At 37.3% G+C, this 17,259-nt stretch carries 18 protein-coding genes; 10 read left to right on the forward strand and 8 right to left on the reverse strand.

Translation table 11 applies throughout. The features are described 5' to 3' along the window. Both bcsQ and bcsR read right to left on the reverse strand, forming a co-directional pair. A complete protein-coding gene (gene bcsQ, locus P20429_RS15085; RefSeq protein ID WP_007581344.1) occupies positions 1 to 717 on the reverse strand; it encodes a cellulose biosynthesis protein BcsQ in 717 nt (238 codons plus the stop codon). 20 nt (positions 718 to 737) lie between these two features. Then, the gene (gene bcsR, locus P20429_RS15080) at positions 738 to 926 is read right to left on the reverse strand and encodes a BcsR/BcsP family cellulose biosynthesis protein (RefSeq protein WP_007581346.1); all 189 of its coding nucleotides are present in this window, start codon (positions 924 to 926) and stop codon (positions 738 to 740) included. A gap of 114 nt (positions 927 to 1,040) precedes the next feature. Here bcsR and bcsE point away from each other — a divergent pair, with 114 nt between their 5' ends. From bcsE to tyrR, 3 genes are all read left to right on the forward strand, one after another. Continuing rightward, the gene (gene bcsE / locus P20429_RS15075) at positions 1,041 to 2,663 is read left to right on the forward strand and encodes a cellulose biosynthesis protein BcsE (protein WP_007581348.1); all 1,623 of its coding nucleotides are present in this window, start codon (positions 1,041 to 1,043) and stop codon (positions 2,661 to 2,663) included. Between the two features lie 169 nt (positions 2,664 to 2,832). After that, the gene (bcsG, locus tag P20429_RS15070; RefSeq protein ID WP_007581353.1) at positions 2,833 to 4,413 is read left to right on the forward strand and encodes a cellulose biosynthesis protein BcsG; all 1,581 of its coding nucleotides are present in this window, start codon (positions 2,833 to 2,835) and stop codon (positions 4,411 to 4,413) included. Between the two features lie 193 nt (positions 4,414 to 4,606). Next, complete coding sequence (gene tyrR / locus P20429_RS15065) at positions 4,607 to 6,163, forward strand: transcriptional regulator TyrR (RefSeq protein WP_007581355.1); 1,557 nt, start codon at positions 4,607 to 4,609, stop codon at positions 6,161 to 6,163. 28 nt (positions 6,164 to 6,191) lie between these two features. On the opposite strand, the gene P20429_RS15060 is transcribed toward tyrR, so the two are convergent. After that, a complete protein-coding gene (locus P20429_RS15060) occupies positions 6,192 to 6,686 on the reverse strand; it encodes a hypothetical protein (protein WP_007581357.1) in 495 nt (164 codons plus the stop codon). A 105-nt stretch (positions 6,687 to 6,791) separates the two neighbouring features. On the opposite strand from P20429_RS15060, the gene P20429_RS15055 reads away from it, so the two are divergent. Continuing rightward, complete coding sequence (locus P20429_RS15055) at positions 6,792 to 7,325, forward strand: thioesterase family protein (protein ID WP_002958217.1); 534 nt, start codon at positions 6,792 to 6,794, stop codon at positions 7,323 to 7,325. A gap of 80 nt (positions 7,326 to 7,405) precedes the next feature. Here P20429_RS15055 and P20429_RS15050 read toward each other — a convergent pair whose 3' ends face one another. Beyond that, on the reverse strand, positions 7,406 to 8,059 hold the full coding sequence (locus P20429_RS15050; RefSeq protein ID WP_002958218.1) for an OmpW family protein: 654 nt from the start codon (positions 8,057 to 8,059) through the stop codon (positions 7,406 to 7,408). 306 nt (positions 8,060 to 8,365) lie between these two features. Here P20429_RS15050 and dapE point away from each other — a divergent pair, with 306 nt between their 5' ends. Beyond that, entirely contained in the window at positions 8,366 to 9,508 is a 1,143-nt protein-coding gene (gene dapE / locus P20429_RS15045; RefSeq protein ID WP_050548722.1) for a succinyl-diaminopimelate desuccinylase, read from the forward strand. A gap of 47 nt (positions 9,509 to 9,555) precedes the next feature. Here the strand turns inward: dapE and P20429_RS15040 are convergent, their stop codons facing one another. Continuing rightward, positions 9,556 to 11,262, reverse strand: coding sequence for a lysophospholipid acyltransferase family protein (locus P20429_RS15040; protein WP_007581363.1), 1,707 nt, complete (start codon positions 11,260 to 11,262; stop codon positions 9,556 to 9,558). 129 nt (positions 11,263 to 11,391) lie between these two features. Here P20429_RS15040 and P20429_RS15035 point away from each other — a divergent pair, with 129 nt between their 5' ends. Together P20429_RS15035 and P20429_RS20690 are read left to right on the forward strand one after the other, a co-directional pair. Beyond that, positions 11,392 to 12,312, forward strand: a complete 921-nt coding sequence (locus P20429_RS15035) for a glyoxylate/hydroxypyruvate reductase A (protein WP_007581364.1) — start codon at positions 11,392 to 11,394, stop codon at positions 12,310 to 12,312. 97 nt (positions 12,313 to 12,409) lie between these two features. Then, on the forward strand, positions 12,410 to 12,556 hold the full coding sequence (locus P20429_RS20690) for a hypothetical protein (protein WP_007581365.1): 147 nt from the start codon (positions 12,410 to 12,412) through the stop codon (positions 12,554 to 12,556). A gap of 204 nt (positions 12,557 to 12,760) precedes the next feature. Here the strand turns inward: P20429_RS20690 and P20429_RS15025 are convergent, their stop codons facing one another. Both P20429_RS15025 and P20429_RS15020 read right to left on the reverse strand, forming a co-directional pair. Next, complete coding sequence (locus P20429_RS15025; protein ID WP_002958222.1) at positions 12,761 to 13,006, reverse strand: hypothetical protein; 246 nt, start codon at positions 13,004 to 13,006, stop codon at positions 12,761 to 12,763. A 106-nt stretch (positions 13,007 to 13,112) separates the two neighbouring features. Next, positions 13,113 to 13,556 (reverse strand): hypothetical protein, encoded by a 444-nt coding sequence (locus P20429_RS15020; RefSeq protein ID WP_007581366.1) that lies wholly within the window; start codon positions 13,554 to 13,556, stop codon positions 13,113 to 13,115. Positions 13,557 to 13,669: 113 nt separating this feature from the next. Here P20429_RS15020 and P20429_RS15015 point away from each other — a divergent pair, with 113 nt between their 5' ends. Then, entirely contained in the window at positions 13,670 to 14,053 is a 384-nt protein-coding gene (locus P20429_RS15015; RefSeq protein ID WP_002958224.1) for a response regulator, read from the forward strand. Positions 14,054 to 14,127: 74 nt separating this feature from the next. On the opposite strand, the gene rpsT is transcribed toward P20429_RS15015, so the two are convergent. Continuing rightward, positions 14,128 to 14,388: a 30S ribosomal protein S20 gene (gene rpsT, locus P20429_RS15010; RefSeq protein ID WP_002958225.1), complete on the reverse strand. Its 261-nt coding sequence runs from the start codon at positions 14,386 to 14,388 to the stop codon at positions 14,128 to 14,130. Between the two features lie 295 nt (positions 14,389 to 14,683). Between rpsT and murJ the strand changes: the two genes are divergently transcribed. Together murJ and ribF are read left to right on the forward strand one after the other, a co-directional pair. After that, complete coding sequence (murJ, locus tag P20429_RS15005) at positions 14,684 to 16,222, forward strand: murein biosynthesis integral membrane protein MurJ (RefSeq protein ID WP_033012718.1); 1,539 nt, start codon at positions 14,684 to 14,686, stop codon at positions 16,220 to 16,222. An 84-nt stretch (positions 16,223 to 16,306) separates the two neighbouring features. Continuing rightward, a complete protein-coding gene (gene ribF / locus P20429_RS15000; RefSeq protein ID WP_007581368.1) occupies positions 16,307 to 17,257 on the forward strand; it encodes a bifunctional riboflavin kinase/FAD synthetase in 951 nt (316 codons plus the stop codon). The last annotated feature ends 2 nt before the right edge of the window (positions 17,258 to 17,259 follow it).

Here is a 17,259-nt window from a genome sequence, read left to right on the forward strand (position 1 = left end):
TTATAAGGCCGCTTTACTAACTAGCCAACCAGCTAGTGTTTCAAAGTCATCGTTTGCGACACTATATGGCGCGCAATTAAGTGCTACATTTCTGTATGCGGTTGACTCTTTAATAACTTCGTCACTATTAATAAAAAAGGGAGCCATAAGGGGAAGTGTCGATTGCCATAGGGAAAATAAGTCAAATTCTAGCGTTGATGCAGAGTTATAGCGGTTAACTAAAAAGTAATGTTTCCAATTGGTATCTGAATTTTTAAGTTTTTGCAGGCGCCTATAAATTAAGCTGTGACAAATAGCGTCGCAATTAACAAGTTCAATTACAATATCGTCTTTCTCTAATGGGTAGTGAGAAAGGTTAATATGTGAAGGGCAGTCAAAAAGTATCCAGGCTTCGTTGTTATAATTTAGGTTTTTGCATTTATTGACCATTTTAGTGATGTTATCGGTGCTAGTGTCGTCGTTATCACCAAATGGTAAAAATATAATGCCATCGTTATCTTGGTGAAAATGCGTAAGTGCATCTTCAAAGCGCACTTCATTACTCCAGCCTTTGGTGTATTTCCACGGTAAACCAAAATGTAAACCTAAGTCACTTTTTGCATCTAAATCGATAGCAACAACGTCAACGTCAGACTTTTTTAGCACGCATGCAAGATTGGCAACTACAGAAGTACTGCCTAAACCGCCTTTGATACCTTTAATGAAAACTCTTTGCAACGGGGTTACCTATCCTTAGTTTAACTAGTGTATGTGTTTAGTTCGTTGTTTATCTCTTTAAGCAATGCATATTTATTAATTGTATTATTATTTTGCTGCTTGTTTACTATTTCTATGTAGTCATCACTCTTTCCACCAAAACGCAGTGTAAGGTTTTCTATATCACTCGATGTTAACGTTTGTGAGTTTTTAGATGTTAAGTTGTTCATCTTTACCTTTACAGTTACTTTAATTATTTTGATTAAAAGTGGACAATATTTGGCTATTATATATAGAATAACGGTTAAAACTAGTAAAAAAGTATTTTTTATAGGGCATTTTAAGTGCATAACTTTAACATAACGGGATTAGAGCCTGCTGCAAAAGAGTTAAAATCGGCTTCAAGTTATGCTGTTTTAGCCCCTTTAGACAATTTTGCAATCGAATTAGTGTTACATTCAATTAACCAAAGTTTGGCTAATGATATATATATAGTTTCTCAAGAGGCTGAATCATTTTTTGATTCTTCTTTTTCTGCATCGTTAAATTATGCTTATGAACATAATCGAGTACATCCTTTTTCGTTGGCCCCAGAAACACAACACTATTCAATTGAGCGAATCAATTCAGGTATTATAAAAGAGATAAGTGCTTATAAACGTCTAAACGAAGCGCTCATTTTTGTTCATTTTAATACAACACAGTTAAACAGTGCTGGCGAAAAAAGCTTAAAACTGATGATGAATGAGTACAACGACTTTGTTCGTCGTACCGGAGCTACATTACTATTTTTAATATCTGGGCCTGATATTGCTAACTACCGTTTTTTAGTTAGGCGATTAAATAATGTATTTGATGGGCTGGTTTTTGTTGATAATGATTCTGCAATGCGAGTTCTTGAATATGATTATTGGCGCCATAGCACGGGTGTTATTGCTGGTGAACATTACCCGTTATTATTAAGTAATAATCAGTTTGTTGTTCAAAAGGGAATAATAAGCGAGAGCAAAGCACCTAAAAGTTCAGACTTTTCCGATGAAGACGATGTTTGGCTTGTGCAAAGTGCGGTGCCCGAAGGTACTAAATTACCAATGCACTATAATAGTGTAAAAGATAATAATGACTTATTTAATAAAGGCCCAAAGGTAGAAGCAGCCACCTTAATTTTTGCAGTAACGCGCTACACTGATTTAGCGTTATTAGGTAAGCAGTGTTTTGAACTTAGAAAAAACTGTGGGCGCTGGTTAAAGCTTGTTATTCAAAATGTTGATGGTGTTATTCGCCATCAAGATGAATGTTTATTTTTAACATTGGGTGTAAACCTTATTCTATATAGCTTTTCGGAGCCTTCTCGGCTGCTCTCACAAATTCAATCTATTCAAGGTTTTCAGTTTTCTAGGCCTTTACCTCCCTCAGTTGAGGACGTATTGAAATACACCGAAAACACTTTTTCGAAAGGATATTTACCTTTCATTGAGTTTACAAAACAAGTAGAAATTCATAGTGACTCAGCCGTTAATTTAGGTGTGAGCGGTGTGCTAGTAAAGCTTGAATTACTGCCACGAATCGACCCAATACACCCTTTGCATTTATTTCATATTAAACGCGAAGGTGATGTATTTAGTATTGCAGATAATACAGTTTATTTATATTTGCATGCTTGTAGAGAGAATGACGTTGATAATGCGATTAAGCATTTGTTTAAATTAAAAACAAGCGATTTTTTTGTACAGCAAAATGTAATTTCTGATCACTTTTACATTCAACAAGAATGTAAACAATTAAGGCGTTTTTATAAAGGTAAGAGTGTTGTAGATTTCTCGCAAAAACTTGCCGAGAATGATAGCTATAAATTTGCACCTGATATAGCAAACAGCGTTACTGAAAATATTAACACACCTGAATTTTCTAGCAAAAGCCGTCCAGATGCTAAGCCTTTTATAATGAAATTAAGAGACAACTTATGAGTATGAATCAGCTTTTAATTACCGTGTTTCTTGCAATGGTGCTTGGCGCGGTGCTTTGTATGCTAGGCAAATACATTTTATCTCAAATAACAAAATATTATTATAAGCTCACTTTTAAACATGAAGTACTAGAGCCTTATACACCAAATACAGTAAAAAAGGATAAGAAGTGAAATTATCAGGTTTAGGGGTTTGGAACCTTTATTTTTTAGTTAAGTTTGCTCTGTTTTATTATGGTGCAATTGATTTTAACGTATTAACTAATGCGGCTTTTGCTGCGTTGCTTGCGATTAAATTTAAACAGCCATTAATAGAGAAGGCAAAACATATAGTAGGTGCTGTGTTTGCTGTGGTATTACTTTACCAAGACTCATGGTTGCCACCAATAAACAGGTTGACTAAACAAGCGGGTAACGTTCAAGATTTTAGTTTTGGTTACTTTATTGAGTTATTAACCCGTGTTATTAACATTGATATGTTATTGGCTTTGTTCGTAATTAGTGTATGTTTTTGGTATACATCGCAATGGATACGCTTTACAACAGTCACTATTGTTGGGCTGTTAGTTGTAGGATGGCAAGGGGGTAACTCTCAATCACAATTTGTTAATAATGTGGCTAACCCTGAGCCGGTTACACAGAGTCAAAGTAATCCTCAAACACAAGTGATCACTCAGGCAGCACAATCTCCTAATCAAAAATTAGCTGATTTTTATCAACAACAAAGCTTATTAATGAGTCACTTTCCAAGCCAAGTAAATGGTGAACTGTTTGACGTAATTATTTTGAACATATGCTCAATGGCTGTTGCTGATTTAAATGCTATTGGTGTAAGTGTTACTGATATGTATAAAGACTTTGATGTGGTGTTTTCAGACTTTAACTCGGCTACATCATACAGCGGACCAGCTGCGGTAAGGCTACTGCGCGCTAGTTGTGGCCAAACTAGTCAAACTGCATTATTTAAAGAGGCACCTGAACAATGTCACTTGTTTAAAAACCTAGAAAAACTAGGTTATCAAAATAATGTTGTGATGAATCACGACGGACATTTTGATGAGTTTAAAGGTTTAATAAATAAGTACGGTGGCCTAGATAGCACGCCATTTAATATCGATTCAATGCCAGTGGCGCTTCGAGGTTTTGATAATAGCCCTATTTACTCAGATGAAGCTGTGCTGGATGGTTGGTTAGAGCAAGCTGATGATTGTAAGCCGTGTGCGATGTACTACAACACCACAAGTTTACATGACGGTAATCAGCTAGAGAATCAACCAAGGGTGAATAGTAAAGAGACATACCCAATCAGACATAAAAACTTGTTTGCTGATATTAACCAATTTGTAAAAAAATTAGAAAAGCGTGGTCGCAACGTTATGTTAATGATAGTGCCTGAACACGGCGCTAACTTAAAAGGTGATAAAGTACAATTTGCAGGGTTACGTGAAATCCCTAGTCCTGCAATTGTGTCTGTACCTGTAGCGATTAAATTTATAGGCCCAGACGTACAAAACTACTCGCAAATTGTGGTTGATGATTCAACAAGTTACTTTGCGCTTTCAGAGCTGGTAAGTAAGACGCTGCAAACTGATGTGTTTGGTGGGAATAATAGTGTTGCTAATTTACTTGAAAACCTACCTAAAGCACCTAAAGTTGCTGAAAATGAAGGCACAATAATGATGTATGTTAACCAACGACCATTCATACAATTAGATGGTGGTGATTGGTCAGCTTACCCACAAGGTAAGTAGTCTCATAATAAGATTTAATAAACAGCACTGGTATAGTTAAATATAAATATCAGTGCTGTTTTTCTTCGTTTAATTACATCCCACCCTTTGGCTCTAAAAGCTGTTTTGTCCAAAAATGTTTACAATAAACTACCTTCTCAAAGCGACTTAGCGTATTATTCGGCTAATATAGTTTTTCCTTCTTTGAGGATGTATGCGTCTAGATATTCACTGTGCTGATCGAATTGGTATTGCTCAAGAAATCCTTAATATATTAGTTAACTACAGCGTTGATTTGAAAGGAATTGAAGTCGATTCTATAAATTGTCGTATGTACGTTAGTTTTCCCGAAATTGAATTTGAACAATTCCAAAAAATTATGCCATCGATACGTTTAATCGACGGTGTACATGATGTGCGTACCACTGCATTTTTACCATCTGAGCGTGAACACAACGAATTAAATACTTTACTACGTGCATTGCCTGATGGGGTTATCTCTATTGATGCCAAAGGTTGGGTACGTTTATGTAACGATGCAGCATGTAAAGACTTACAGCTAATTGAAAAAGACGTGATTGGTGCAAATATTAATAACCTGCTTAAAGGCTTTAACTTTACACGCTGGTTAGAAGGTAAAGAAGTACTCGGACAAACCACACGCGTTGAAGTTGCTGGTGAGGATTTTATTGCAGACATTTTGCCAATTGCAGTGCCTCAAGGTAGTGAAGGTGATGTGCTTGCTGGTGCGGTTATTAACATTAAATCGCAAAGTCGGTTAGGGCAGCAAGTCAGTGCATTTAGACGTTACGGGCAAGAAAGCTTTGCTACTATTCATAACTTTAGTACGGCAATGCGCCGAGTTGTGCGCGAAGCACGCAAAATGGCGCAACTAGAAGCCCCTATTTTGATTACTGGTGAAACAGGTACAGGTAAAGAGTTATTAGCTAGAGCGTGCCATTACGCATCTAATCGTTCTGTTAAACCTTTTATTGCACTGTCGTGTGCTTCACTTCCTGATGATGTTGCTGAGTCTGAGTTATTTGGTTATGCCGGGTACGAAGAAAATGCAGCGCCAAAGCGCGGTGTATTAGAGCAAGCCGATGGTGGAACTGTATTTTTAGATGAAGTTGGCGAAATGTCGACTCAACTACAAACTAAGTTACTGCGTTTTTTACAAGATGGTACGTTTAGAAAAGTAGGCGATGAGAACGAAGTTAAAGTAAATGTACGTATTGTTGCCGCTACTCAAAAAGACTTACCTGCAATGGTACAAGAAGGGGTTTTTAGAGAAGACTTATATTACCGTATAAACGTGCTTACTTTAGAAATAGCGCCACTAAGAGATAGAAAAGCAGATGTAGGACCACTTGCAGAGCATTTTATTCAAAAATATGCACAGCAAAATGGTCATGCAATTCCTGTTTTATCACAAGAGTGTTTGAGCTTTTTACAAGAGTATCCGTGGCCAGGAAATGTTCGTCAGCTGGAAAATGCAATTTACCGTGCAGTGTCGTTACTAGATGATAGCGAGCTTCGCGTAGAGCATTTACAGTTACCAACTTTTACCCATGATTTAGGGTATTTAGAGTCTGATTTTGAAGGCTCACTAGATCAAGCTGTTAAACGTTTTGAAGCGACTTTACTTCGCAAACTCTACCCAGCTTATCCAAGCTCACGTCAGTTAGCTAAGCGATTGGGCCTAAGTCACACCGCGGTAGCTAATAAGTTACGTGATTACGGTATTAACCGAAAAACAGTAAAAGTGTAACTGGCCTAAATAAATTAAAATATGGGGACTAATTTTTAGTGCCCATATTTTTTGTTACCCCGTCAATTGCAATCGTCTCGATACCTTCTTCGTTAAAGTTCATTACAATGCTGGCGTTATTACGAGTGAAAAAATAGCTACGGTCATTAAGTTCAATAACATAATCGCCTTTTACGGGGTCGCTAAATTGCTGCTTTTTTAAAGTGATCTTATGTTCGCCAATTTGCCATTCAAACTCTTCAATAAATCCATTATTAAATTCTTGCACCCATATTTGGCTGTCATCCTTTGAAAGCGTTATAGCTACCGAGTAAGAGCTAGGGATCTGCTCCATATTGTAACTTTTAGAGCCAATAGTGAATTTTTCAGCTTTTTGCTGCCATTCAAAACCAAATTTAAATTCTTTAACTACACCAGTAGGGTAAGTAACAGAGCCTTTACCCGGTAATGAAAAATCGGCAAAAGCATTATAACTAGGCACTAATAGAGTTAGCGCAGTAATGATTTTTAGTTTTGACTTCATGAGTTATCTTTTTATTGTAATAGTGATTTAAGATTAAAGTAGAATATTCGTCTTCGCAAGGGGCTATGCTACACTCGAATAAATTTAACTGGTAAGACCTTTTTTGTGAACTTATATATTCGACTTTTATTATTGTTTTTTAAAATTAAACGTAACAAGCAATATCAAAATTTACTTGATACGGTAGATATTGATTACAAAGCTCTACCTACTGATTGTGACATTAATTTACATTTAACAAACTCACGTTACCTCGCGATGATGGATTTATCTCGAACTTGGATGACTGAGCGCGTTGGCTTGCTTAAACAAATAATGAAGCGTCGCTGGTTTCCGATTGTTAACGCAACTGCTATTACTTATATTCGTGATATTAAGCCTATGCAGCGATATACAATAAGTACTAAGTTAGTTGGATGGGATCATAAATACTTTTATATTGAGCAAAAGTTTCACTCAGAACGAGGCTTACATGCTATTGCTTATGTACGCGGTGTATTTAAAAGTAAAAAAGGGATTATAAGTATTGAAGAAATGCTTGAAGTGGCTGGTTTTGATGGCCAAACACCTATATTGCCAAGTGAAGTTATGCACTGGAAAGAAATGCTAGAGCAGAAAAAGTTAAGTAACCTGCCCTAATCTCTACAAATGAAAAAAAGGCCTTTCGGCCTTTTAACACACATTGTAATTGGGTAACTACGTACTACTTTATATATGCTTTAAAAGCTGTATCTAACACCGAACATAGCAACAACGGGGTCAAGCTCTACAGTTGATGTAAGTGCTTTTGCACCATTAGCATAAACAGTGGCATCGGTATCAATATCCATAATTGATACCATGGCGTGTAAACCCCAGTTTGCATCAATTTTATAGTTAGCACCTACCTGAGCCATAAAGCCAAACGAATCATCTAATTTTACTTCTACATCGTCTGTTCCTAGCGTCGCTTTAAGTGCTTGAGAAGGTTGCTCATCAAAAAATGCAGTGTAGTTTATGCCTACACCTATAAAAGGTCTTAGCGCATAACTTGTGTCTAAAAAGTGGTATTGCGCAACTAAAGAAGGAGGAAGCTGTTTTATATCTGCAATTTTGTTGCCTGCTAAGCCGCCTGCGCCATTCACATCGTGTGAAAAAGGTGTTGCTGCTATTAGTTCTAACACCCATTGATCGTTAAATGCATAATCTACAGTGATACCTAGTTGAGTATCTGAATCACCTTTAAGGCCCAGCGTAGGTGCTTCATTAATTGCTGAGCTACTGTTATCTGGGTTTACGTTAATAGCGCCAACATTTACGCTAAAGTTAGCGTGTGCAGCTGGAGAGAGTGCTAATAAAGAGGTTAATAATGCGATGCTAATTTGAGTTTTCATGTTGTTCTCCAAGAACTACTGTTTGATTGGCGCTATTATTACCGAGCAATAAAAATGAAAACCTGTTCTAGATCAAAGTTTAAAAAACATTTTAACCTTGTGGAATACTTTATTGATTTAGATTAAATTTAGCGTCGTTCTGCTTTCATAAAGATTGACATATTTGTTTGATTAACAGTCACATGAATGTATTAAGGCTGACATCGCTTAGTCATAAACTCACGTTTTAATAAAGGCACATTAAATAATAAAGTGTGTTTAACATGTTTTTAGAAGCATTCGAAAAAAAAATCAAAAACAACGGATATTCAAAAAGAAGTTGTAGAGCACTTACAAACACTAATTCGCTTTGAATCAGTAACCCCTAACCAAGCGGGTGCAATTGATTGGCTTGCAGTTAAATTGTTGGGTTTAGGTTTAAGTTGCGAGCAATTTACTATAAATGGTGTGACTAATTTAATTGCCTGCATAAAATTCAAAGAAGGCCCATGTGTTGCTTTCTCAGGGCACATTGATGTAGTACCAGCAACAAGTAGCGGTTGGTTAAGTCCTCCTTTTGAAGGGCGAGTGCGAAATGATGCAATATACGGTAGAGGGGCGGCCGATATGAAAGGGGGTGTTGCCGCCATGCTTAGCGCCACAAAAAAGTTAATTAATAGTAAATCCGCTAAAGTAGGGACTCTTTACTGGCTTATCACGTCAGATGAAGAGGGAGAGGCTGAATTTGGTTCTCAAGAAATAGTTAATAAGCTTGCCAAGCAAGGTGTTGTATTAGATGGCTGTATTGTCGGGGAGCCATCAAGTGTGGCACAAGTTGGCGATACAGTTAAGAATGGCCGTCGTGGTGCGCTTTCAGCTCGGATTTTAGTTACTGGTAAGGCAGGTCATGTAGCTTATCCTCAAAACACACTCAATGCTGCTCATATTGCTGCAAAAATAGTAAATAGCTTGAGTGATCAGATCTGGTTACTCGATGTGGCTAGCTCAAAAACCACACTGCAAGTGACTGGAATTAACATAAATAATGTGGTCGATAATTTAGTGCCAAGTCATTGTGAGATTACATTTAATGTACGTTATAGCCACGGTTACAGTAGCGCAGCAGTTAAAACGCAATTAATGAATACCCTAAACAAGTTTGCTGAGCATTTTACAATTGAGTGGGAACGCCCATGCGAGCCTTATTATACAAGCCATAATACGGGTTGGAGTTTACTTACTCATATTGAGCAGGCTATTTACAAAAACACTTCAAGTTACCCATTACTAAGTACAAATGGAGGGACATCGGATGGACGATTTTTTGCCAGCCCCCATACTCAAGTTATTGAATGTGGTGTGCGAAACAATACGATTCATCAAGCTAATGAACACGTATCTATTAGTGATTTACTTAAAATTGAAGCTATTTATACAACTTTACTAGAGCAGATATTTATAAATAATTAAATATAAATCGAGTACTTTATAAATATAAAGCACTCTCTTATTATTGGTTATTCTAAATAACGTTTGGCTTTGTTTTCTTTTACACTTTCAAGATCGACCAATACCAATCCATCAATACAATTATTAAAATCGGGATCAATGCTAAAGCTTAAAAATTGCACGCCACCTGGTTTACAAAGTTCAGTGTATTGTTTAAATAAAGTAGGGACTTGAGCCCCCATATTAGCTAACACATGCTTTAACTCTACAAAATCTTCTTTTACGTCATTGCCGCAAAAAAGAGTATTGCACTGGGTTAGCTGTTGCTCAGTTAATTTAAATTCATTATTAGGCGTAGCTAATTCAATACCACTTTTATAGTAATGCTGATAGTAATAAACGAGCATGGCTTTTGCTTGCTCGGGTAGAGCATTTGATACACTTACAGCACCAAACAAGTATCTGTACTGTGGATAGCTTTTTATAAAAGCGCCAATGCCATACCATAAATAGTCGAGGCTCTTACGTCCCCAATATTTAGGCTGTACAAAGCTTCTACCAAGCTCAATTCCTTGTTTTAGATAGGGCGTCATAGCGTCGGTATAAGAAAATAAGCTATCAGTATACAAACCTTCGCGGCCATGCTTTTGTATTATCTGTTGTGCACAGGCTAATCGATAAGCACCTACCAGCTCTAGCTGCATTGGGTCCCACAGTACAAGGTGTTGGTAATCCATATCGTATTTATCTATATCACGACGCTTACCACTACCTTCACCGACTGCTCTAAATGCAATTTCTCTCAGGCGCCCTAACTCTCTAAAAATAGGTGAGCTACCTGCATATTGGTATAGATGAATATGCATACCGTCTTGCGTTTTACCAAGAAGTTGGCATTGCTCAATTGCTCTTTTTAGCTCTTTTCTGCACTCGGGAACAGCGATAGGTGTTTGTGTTTTTAGCGGCAGTGCTTTTTTTGTTGTAAGCCTATAAAGCTGTTTACGGATGAGGTTTACAACTTCTTTATCTTTAAGATTTTCTATTAAGTAAGATTCAGGAGGGATAGAGGCGCCAATCTCAAACTCTAAAGATTTTTGGCGCTGCTTAAACATTTCGGCCACTAATAGTAAACTTGCCAAAGGTTTATAAATCATTGATGTGCCATAAAAAAGTGGACTGTTTTTGGCTTTAATATAAATAGGTAAAATAGGGCAGTTAGCTTTTTTTGCCATACGTAAAAAGCCACTATTCCATTTGCAGTCTTTAATACCTGTTGGCCCTAATCGCGATACTTCTCCTGCCGGAAATATAAGTAATGCGCCTTCATCCTTTAAATGGTTTTGTATATTACTAAGCTCTTGTTTTTTACTCATACCAGATAAGTTATCTACGGGGAGTAAAAGTGAGTGCATTGGAGTAACCGACATCAACATGCGGTTTGCCACTACTTTTAAATCCTGTCTTACAGTTGAAAGTAATTTGATAAGTGCTAAAGCATCTAATGAACCAATAGGGTGGTTAGCAACGATAACAAGTTTACCCTCATTAGGAATATGTTCTATCTGCTTAGGTTTATAGCGCGTATCAAAATTGAGTTCATCGAGCACTTGTTCAACAAATTCTAATCCTTGTAGGTGAGGGTAGGCATCACCAAAAGCAACAAACTCTTGTTCATGTAATAAGTAGCCTAGGCCTTTTTTTACTAAACCTTTTACTTTTGGTGAGTTCTTTAGTTGTGGTAAGTTTGCAGCAATTACTTTATCAACACTTATCATATTAACCTCATATTCCGTTTGGCCTATTCGCCATACATGTAAGATTAAAAAAAGGGTGTGACAGTTACTTTGCAGTAGTGTGACTTTTTAAAGTGCTAACTTATAAACTGTGTATTGTTAGGAGAATTTATGTCGGTATTGGTTGCTATAACTGGGCGTGACAACACAAAACTAATAACGAAGTTACAAGAGCGATTACCAAATACGCTGATAGAGCAATGGCCTGATTGCAAAAACGCACATGATGTGGATTTTGTACTTGCGTGGAAAGCGCCAGAATCTATGTGGCCACAGCTACCTAACTTAAAGGCTGTGTCGTCATTTGGTGCTGGCGTAGACAGTATCGATTTAACATTACTCGACGAAAGTGTTGAAGTAGTTCGCATTGTTGACATGCAACTAGCTGATGATATGGCGGAATATGTACTGACACATGTGTTAGCTCAAAAGTTACGTTTAAAAGAGTATTACATTAAACAAACACAGCAAACATGGAAGCCAAAGCGGGCGCATAGTAATAAACATGTCGGCATACTTGGGTTTGGTGAATTAGGTAAAGCATGCGCGCAAAAGCTTATAAATAATGGCTTTAAGGTAAGTGCCTGGGCGCAAAGTAATAAAAACGCGACTAATGTCGAAATTTTTTATGGCGAGGAAGGCCTCAATAGTATGCTTTCTGATGTTGACTACCTTGTATGTCTATTACCCCTTACGCAAGCAACGACAGGCATTATTAATCACTCAATGCTCGCAAAGCTGCCTAAACATGCTGTTGTTATTAATGTGGCACGCGGTGCTCATGTTGTTGAACAAGACTTACTAAGTGCATTAAATAACGATAGCTTACGCGCAGCTACACTCGACGTATTTGATCAAGAACCTTTAGCGTCGAATCACCCTTACTGGGGAAACCCCAAAATAACGCTTACACCACATTGCGCGGCGATTTCTGATTTAAATAGTGTTATAGAGCAAATAGCCGATAATATTGAATGCTTGAATAAGGGGTTAGTACTTAATAATCCAATAGATAGAACTAAAGGTTATTAGCTGATAGCTAATTAGTTTAAAAAACAGCTTGTTAACATTTGTAATTTTTATTAGTGTAAAAGGTATTCTCACTAATAAAAAATACAAAGAGGGTGTTATGAAATCGAGTCAAAGTGGCGTTAAATTAAGCCTAGTTATTGTTTCAATTATTATACTTGGTGTTTCAGCTTGGTTTAATCAGGCTAATGCAGAGGATACTCCTTCTAAAATACAAACCCAAAGCGAGTTAACAATAGCGGACTAGCCTACTTACTATGTATTCCTCTGTTTTCGTGTTTCTTCTCGTGACTCTTTTTAGCAGTACACAAGCATTATTTTCACAGTAGTGCTTGTGCGCCCCTGAAGCTCTAATTTTCATCTTGATTGAAAGTGCTTTTTAATATTTTTAAATTCTTAACAAAAAAAAGCCCAGCAATGCTGGGCTATTAAATATTCTAGGGAAAAGTTGTTAACTTTGGGTTACATTAAATTGCCCAAATGTATAAACTTTAAACAAGTAAAAAGTATTGATCAACACTAAACTCATATTTGAAATAACACTCGACGACATAAGATCTAAGCTAAATGATAAGAATAATAAACCACACGCACTAATGGCGGCAACGCGCAGCAGTGTTATCTGGTTAATAAAGAATGCACCTAAACCTAGTGCAAGTAGTGTAGTATTTAAAAGCCAATCTAGCTCGTTTAGCATGGTCGTTTCAATAGTTCAGTTGTTGAAAAAAGGAGCGCCATTATGTTGATCTTTTGCGCACCTTTCAACCAAGTAATTTTAAATTTTCAGATTAGTTTTTTTAATGCTAAAAGTAGCTACCGATTGCTGAAAATAAACCATTATCAGTAATTACTTGATACTTTTGGCAGCTCTGCGGTTTTTGTAAGTCACTGCATAAATAAAGGGACTCACGGCTAGAATCATAGGTGGGGTGTAGGTTTGAATCAATCAAAGTAGCCCCCTTGCCAAAGAATCCGGGCCAGTAAACACTCTCACTTACCATCCCTAATTTTTTATAGGTGAGTAAGGTAGGTTTTGGAAAAGCTAAAATTATTACAGCAACGACAGCGAGTGATATAAACAGTCCTTTTTTTTGCGTTGTTTTTTGGCTTATATCATTCTTTGCACTGGAATTTAACTCGCCAGGTGAAGGGCGCTGAGTAGAACGCTGAGGTTTTCTTTTTTGCGCTGTTTTTTTTCTTGCCGGTGCTTTACCTAGCAACGATTGTTTATTTGGGGTTTTAGACATAAAGCAAATCTGGCCTTTTTTCCGTAGGTCTCTATAATTAAATGAGTAAATTTATATACTAAGCTAATTATTATGATAACTTAAAGTTAGCTTATAGCCTACGAGGAATAAAGATGAATACGCAGCTATCAATTTTAATTGTAGATGACGTTAGCACAGTGCGTAGTTTTTTGAGCCAAACGCTCATGCACTTAGGGATAGATAACGTAAAGGAAGCATCTACTGCCTCACAATGTATTAGTGAGTGCCAAGCTGCAAATTATAATATCATTTTTTTAGACATTGAATTGCCAGACGGTGATGGTAAAGATTTGATTGCACAAATCAATGAATTAAGCCCAGAGACAAATGTGGTTATGGTATCTGCACATTCAGGTATTGAGAATGTTAAGGATGCAATTGATAAAGGCGCTAAAGGGTTTGTAGTAAAGCCATTTACACCTAAAAAAATAGCGGCAATGCTTAAGAAGTTTTATCCAGATTTAGAAAATGTCTAATAAAGTAAGTACATTTAAAATTTAAACAAAAAAAACCGGCAAAAGCCGGTTTTTTATATTCTATCAAAAACAAATTATAGAGCTTTAATCTTAGCTGCTATACGGCTCTTATGACGAGCTGCTTTGTTTTTGTGAATTAGACCCTTAGTTGCGTAACGGTCTAGGATAGGTGTAGCAACAGAAAAAGCTTGCTGTGCAGCTTCTTTATCGCCCGCTTCAATAGCAACAATTACTTTTTTGAAGTAAGTGCGCATCATTGAACGACGGCTTGCGTTGTGCTGACGGTTTTTTTCGCTTGTGATAGCGCGTTTTTTTGCAGACTTGATGTTAGCCAAGGTTTGCTCCTAACAATCTTAAAATAAAGCTTAAATTAAAGGCCGTGGAATATGCCTGTTTCTATCATGAATGTCAATTTAAATTTAACAATCCAAGAAAAACTGCACCATATAACGAGCATCAATTTGCCGCTTTAGCAGTTAATACCGACATTGTAACAAAGCACAGACCCCCAGCCTAGTGCTTTAAAGCGATTTATAAAAAAGACTGTGGCATAATCGCCTATCTTGAGGATTTTTGAGTAGGTTTAAGGTGTCAAAAGGTTTATTTCGCTCCGGTATGATTGTTAGTTGTATGACTATGATATCGCGTATTTTAGGGCTCGTTCGAGATGCAGTCGTTGCCAATTTATTAGGCGCAAGTGCGGCGGCTGATGTTTTTTTATTTGCTAACCGTATTCCTAATTTTTTACGTCGTTTATTTGCAGAAGGTGCCTTCGCACAAGCATTTGTACCCGTGCTGAGTGAAATTAAAGAACAGCAAGGCGACGACAAGGTCAGACTTTTTGTTGCACAAGCAGCAGGCACATTAGGAACCATTTTACTGATTGTCACTATTATAGGTGTTGTTGCTTCACCCGTTATTGCAGCATTGTTTGGCACCGGTTGGTTTATAGATTGGTGGCAGGGCGGACCCAATGCCGAAAAGTTTGAACTTGCAAGTTCATTACTTAAATTTACATTCCCTTATTTGTTTTTTGTAAGCTTAGTTGCGCTTAGTGGTGCGGTAATGAACGTATATAACCGTTTTGCTGTTGCTGCATTTACACCTGTTTTACTCAATGTCTCTATTATTACGTGTGCAATTTTTTTACATGATAAATTTAGTGTCGGGGCTTATTCTCTCGCAATTGGCGTATTTATTGGTGGCGTTGTGCAGTTATTGTTTCAACTCCCATTTTTATACCGTGCAAAAATGTTGGCGCGTCCACGCTGGGCATGGCAAGACGAAAACGTAAAAAAAGTACGTAAACTTATGCTTCCTGCTTTGTTTGGTGTATCTATTAGCCAAATTAATTTGTTGCTTGATACCATGATTGCTTCATTACTGATGACAGGCTCGATTGCATGGCTTTATTATTCAGACCGTTTAATTGAATTTCCGTTGGGCTTATTTGGTATTGGTATTGCGACAGTTATTTTACCGGCGCTCTCTAGGTTACATAGCAGTAAAAAAAGTAGTGACTTTCAGCATACCCTCGACTGGGGGGTGCGTTTTGTTATATTTTTAGGCCTACCAGCAATGATAGGTCTAATGATCATCAGCCCGCTTATTATCACCGTATTGTTCGACCACGGTGCGTTTAAAGAAGACAGTGTTGATCATGTTAAAGCAGTTAGTTTAGGCGTAGTCGCATATTCAGTAGGGCTTGTAAGCTTTATGCTGATTAAAGTACTTGCTCCTGGCTTTTATGCTCGTCAAGACACAAAAACGCCGGTGCGTATTGGTATTATTACCTTAGTGTTGAATATGGTATTTAATATTATGCTGGCTCCTTTTATTGGTTATTTAGGATTAGCACTCGCTACTTCGCTATCGGCTAGTTGTAATGCATTTTTGCTGTATAGGCAGCTTAAAAAAGAAAATGTGTATCAGTTTTCATCAATGAGTATGCGCTTTACACTTAAATGTGTTGTTGCAAGTATGGTTATGGGAGCTGTTACATGGTTTGTGAGCAGTTACTATTACTGGGCTACATGGGCTTTTACACAGCAGGTAGTCTTATTAATAGCACTCGTGGCTTTGGCAGGTATTAGTTACTTTGCAATGCTATTTTTGATGGGCGTTAGACTAAATACGATAAAAAGTGTAGCAATTACTGAATCAAACTAAAAAAAAGATTATAATCGGCAACTCTGCGGCTTTAATTAATTTTTAGTCGTAATTAATAGCTCGCTAAACAAGGCATTAGGTGGCATGGAGTTAATTAGAGGTATACACAATATTCGCCCACACCACTTTGGTTGTGTGTTAACTATTGGTAATTTTGACGGTGTTCATTTAGGCCACGCAGAAGTACTAAAAGGCTTACTTACTGATGCTAAAGCGCATAGTTTGTCTAGCACTGTAATGCTATTTGAACCCCAGCCACAAGAATTTTTTGCTAAAAACAATGCCCCAGCACGGCTAACGCGCTTACGAGATAAGCTACGTTTGCTTAGTGATTTAGGTATTGAGCGAGTTATTTGCATTAGCTTTAATCAGCAATTTGCAAACATGCATGCTGAGCAATTTGTTAATGATATTTTGATTAAAAAGTTAGGTGTTAAAGCTCTCACTGTTGGCGATGATTTTAAGTTTGGAAAGCAGCGCCAAGGTAACTTTGACTTACTTGCTAGCATGGGCAAGCAAGCGGGCATGGACGTAAAAAGCACCGCGAGTTTTCGTCAATTAAATGCTAGAGTAAGCAGTACTTTAATACGAGATGCTTTGGCATCTGGTGACTTAGCAAGTGCTAAAATAATGCTTGGTCACGATTATGCTATTTCTGGGCGTGTTATACACGGCTGGAAAAGAGGACGTGAACTCGGTTTTAGAACGGCAAATATTGCCCTAAAACGCCAAGTGTGTCCTGTCAACGGGGTGTTTGCAGTGCAAGCAACGATTGCAGGAAAACAGATTTTTGGAGTTGCAAATGTAGGCAATAAGCCGACATTTAATGGAACTCGTGCATTATTAGAAGTTCATCTTTTTGATTTTGCACAGGATATTTACGGACAATTTATGCATGTGGAGTTAATAAAAAAACTTCGCAATGAAAAAAAATTCGAGACATTAACACAATTAACGGCGCAAATAGCAACTGATGTTGCTGCCGCTAAGCAGTGTTTTGGTTTAAATCAGGTAGCCGATAGAGACGGAATGTAGGA

The sequence above is a fragment of the Pseudoalteromonas sp. BSi20429 genome (assembly GCF_000238895.1).
GTDB lineage: Bacteria > Pseudomonadota > Gammaproteobacteria > Enterobacterales > Alteromonadaceae > Pseudoalteromonas > Pseudoalteromonas arctica.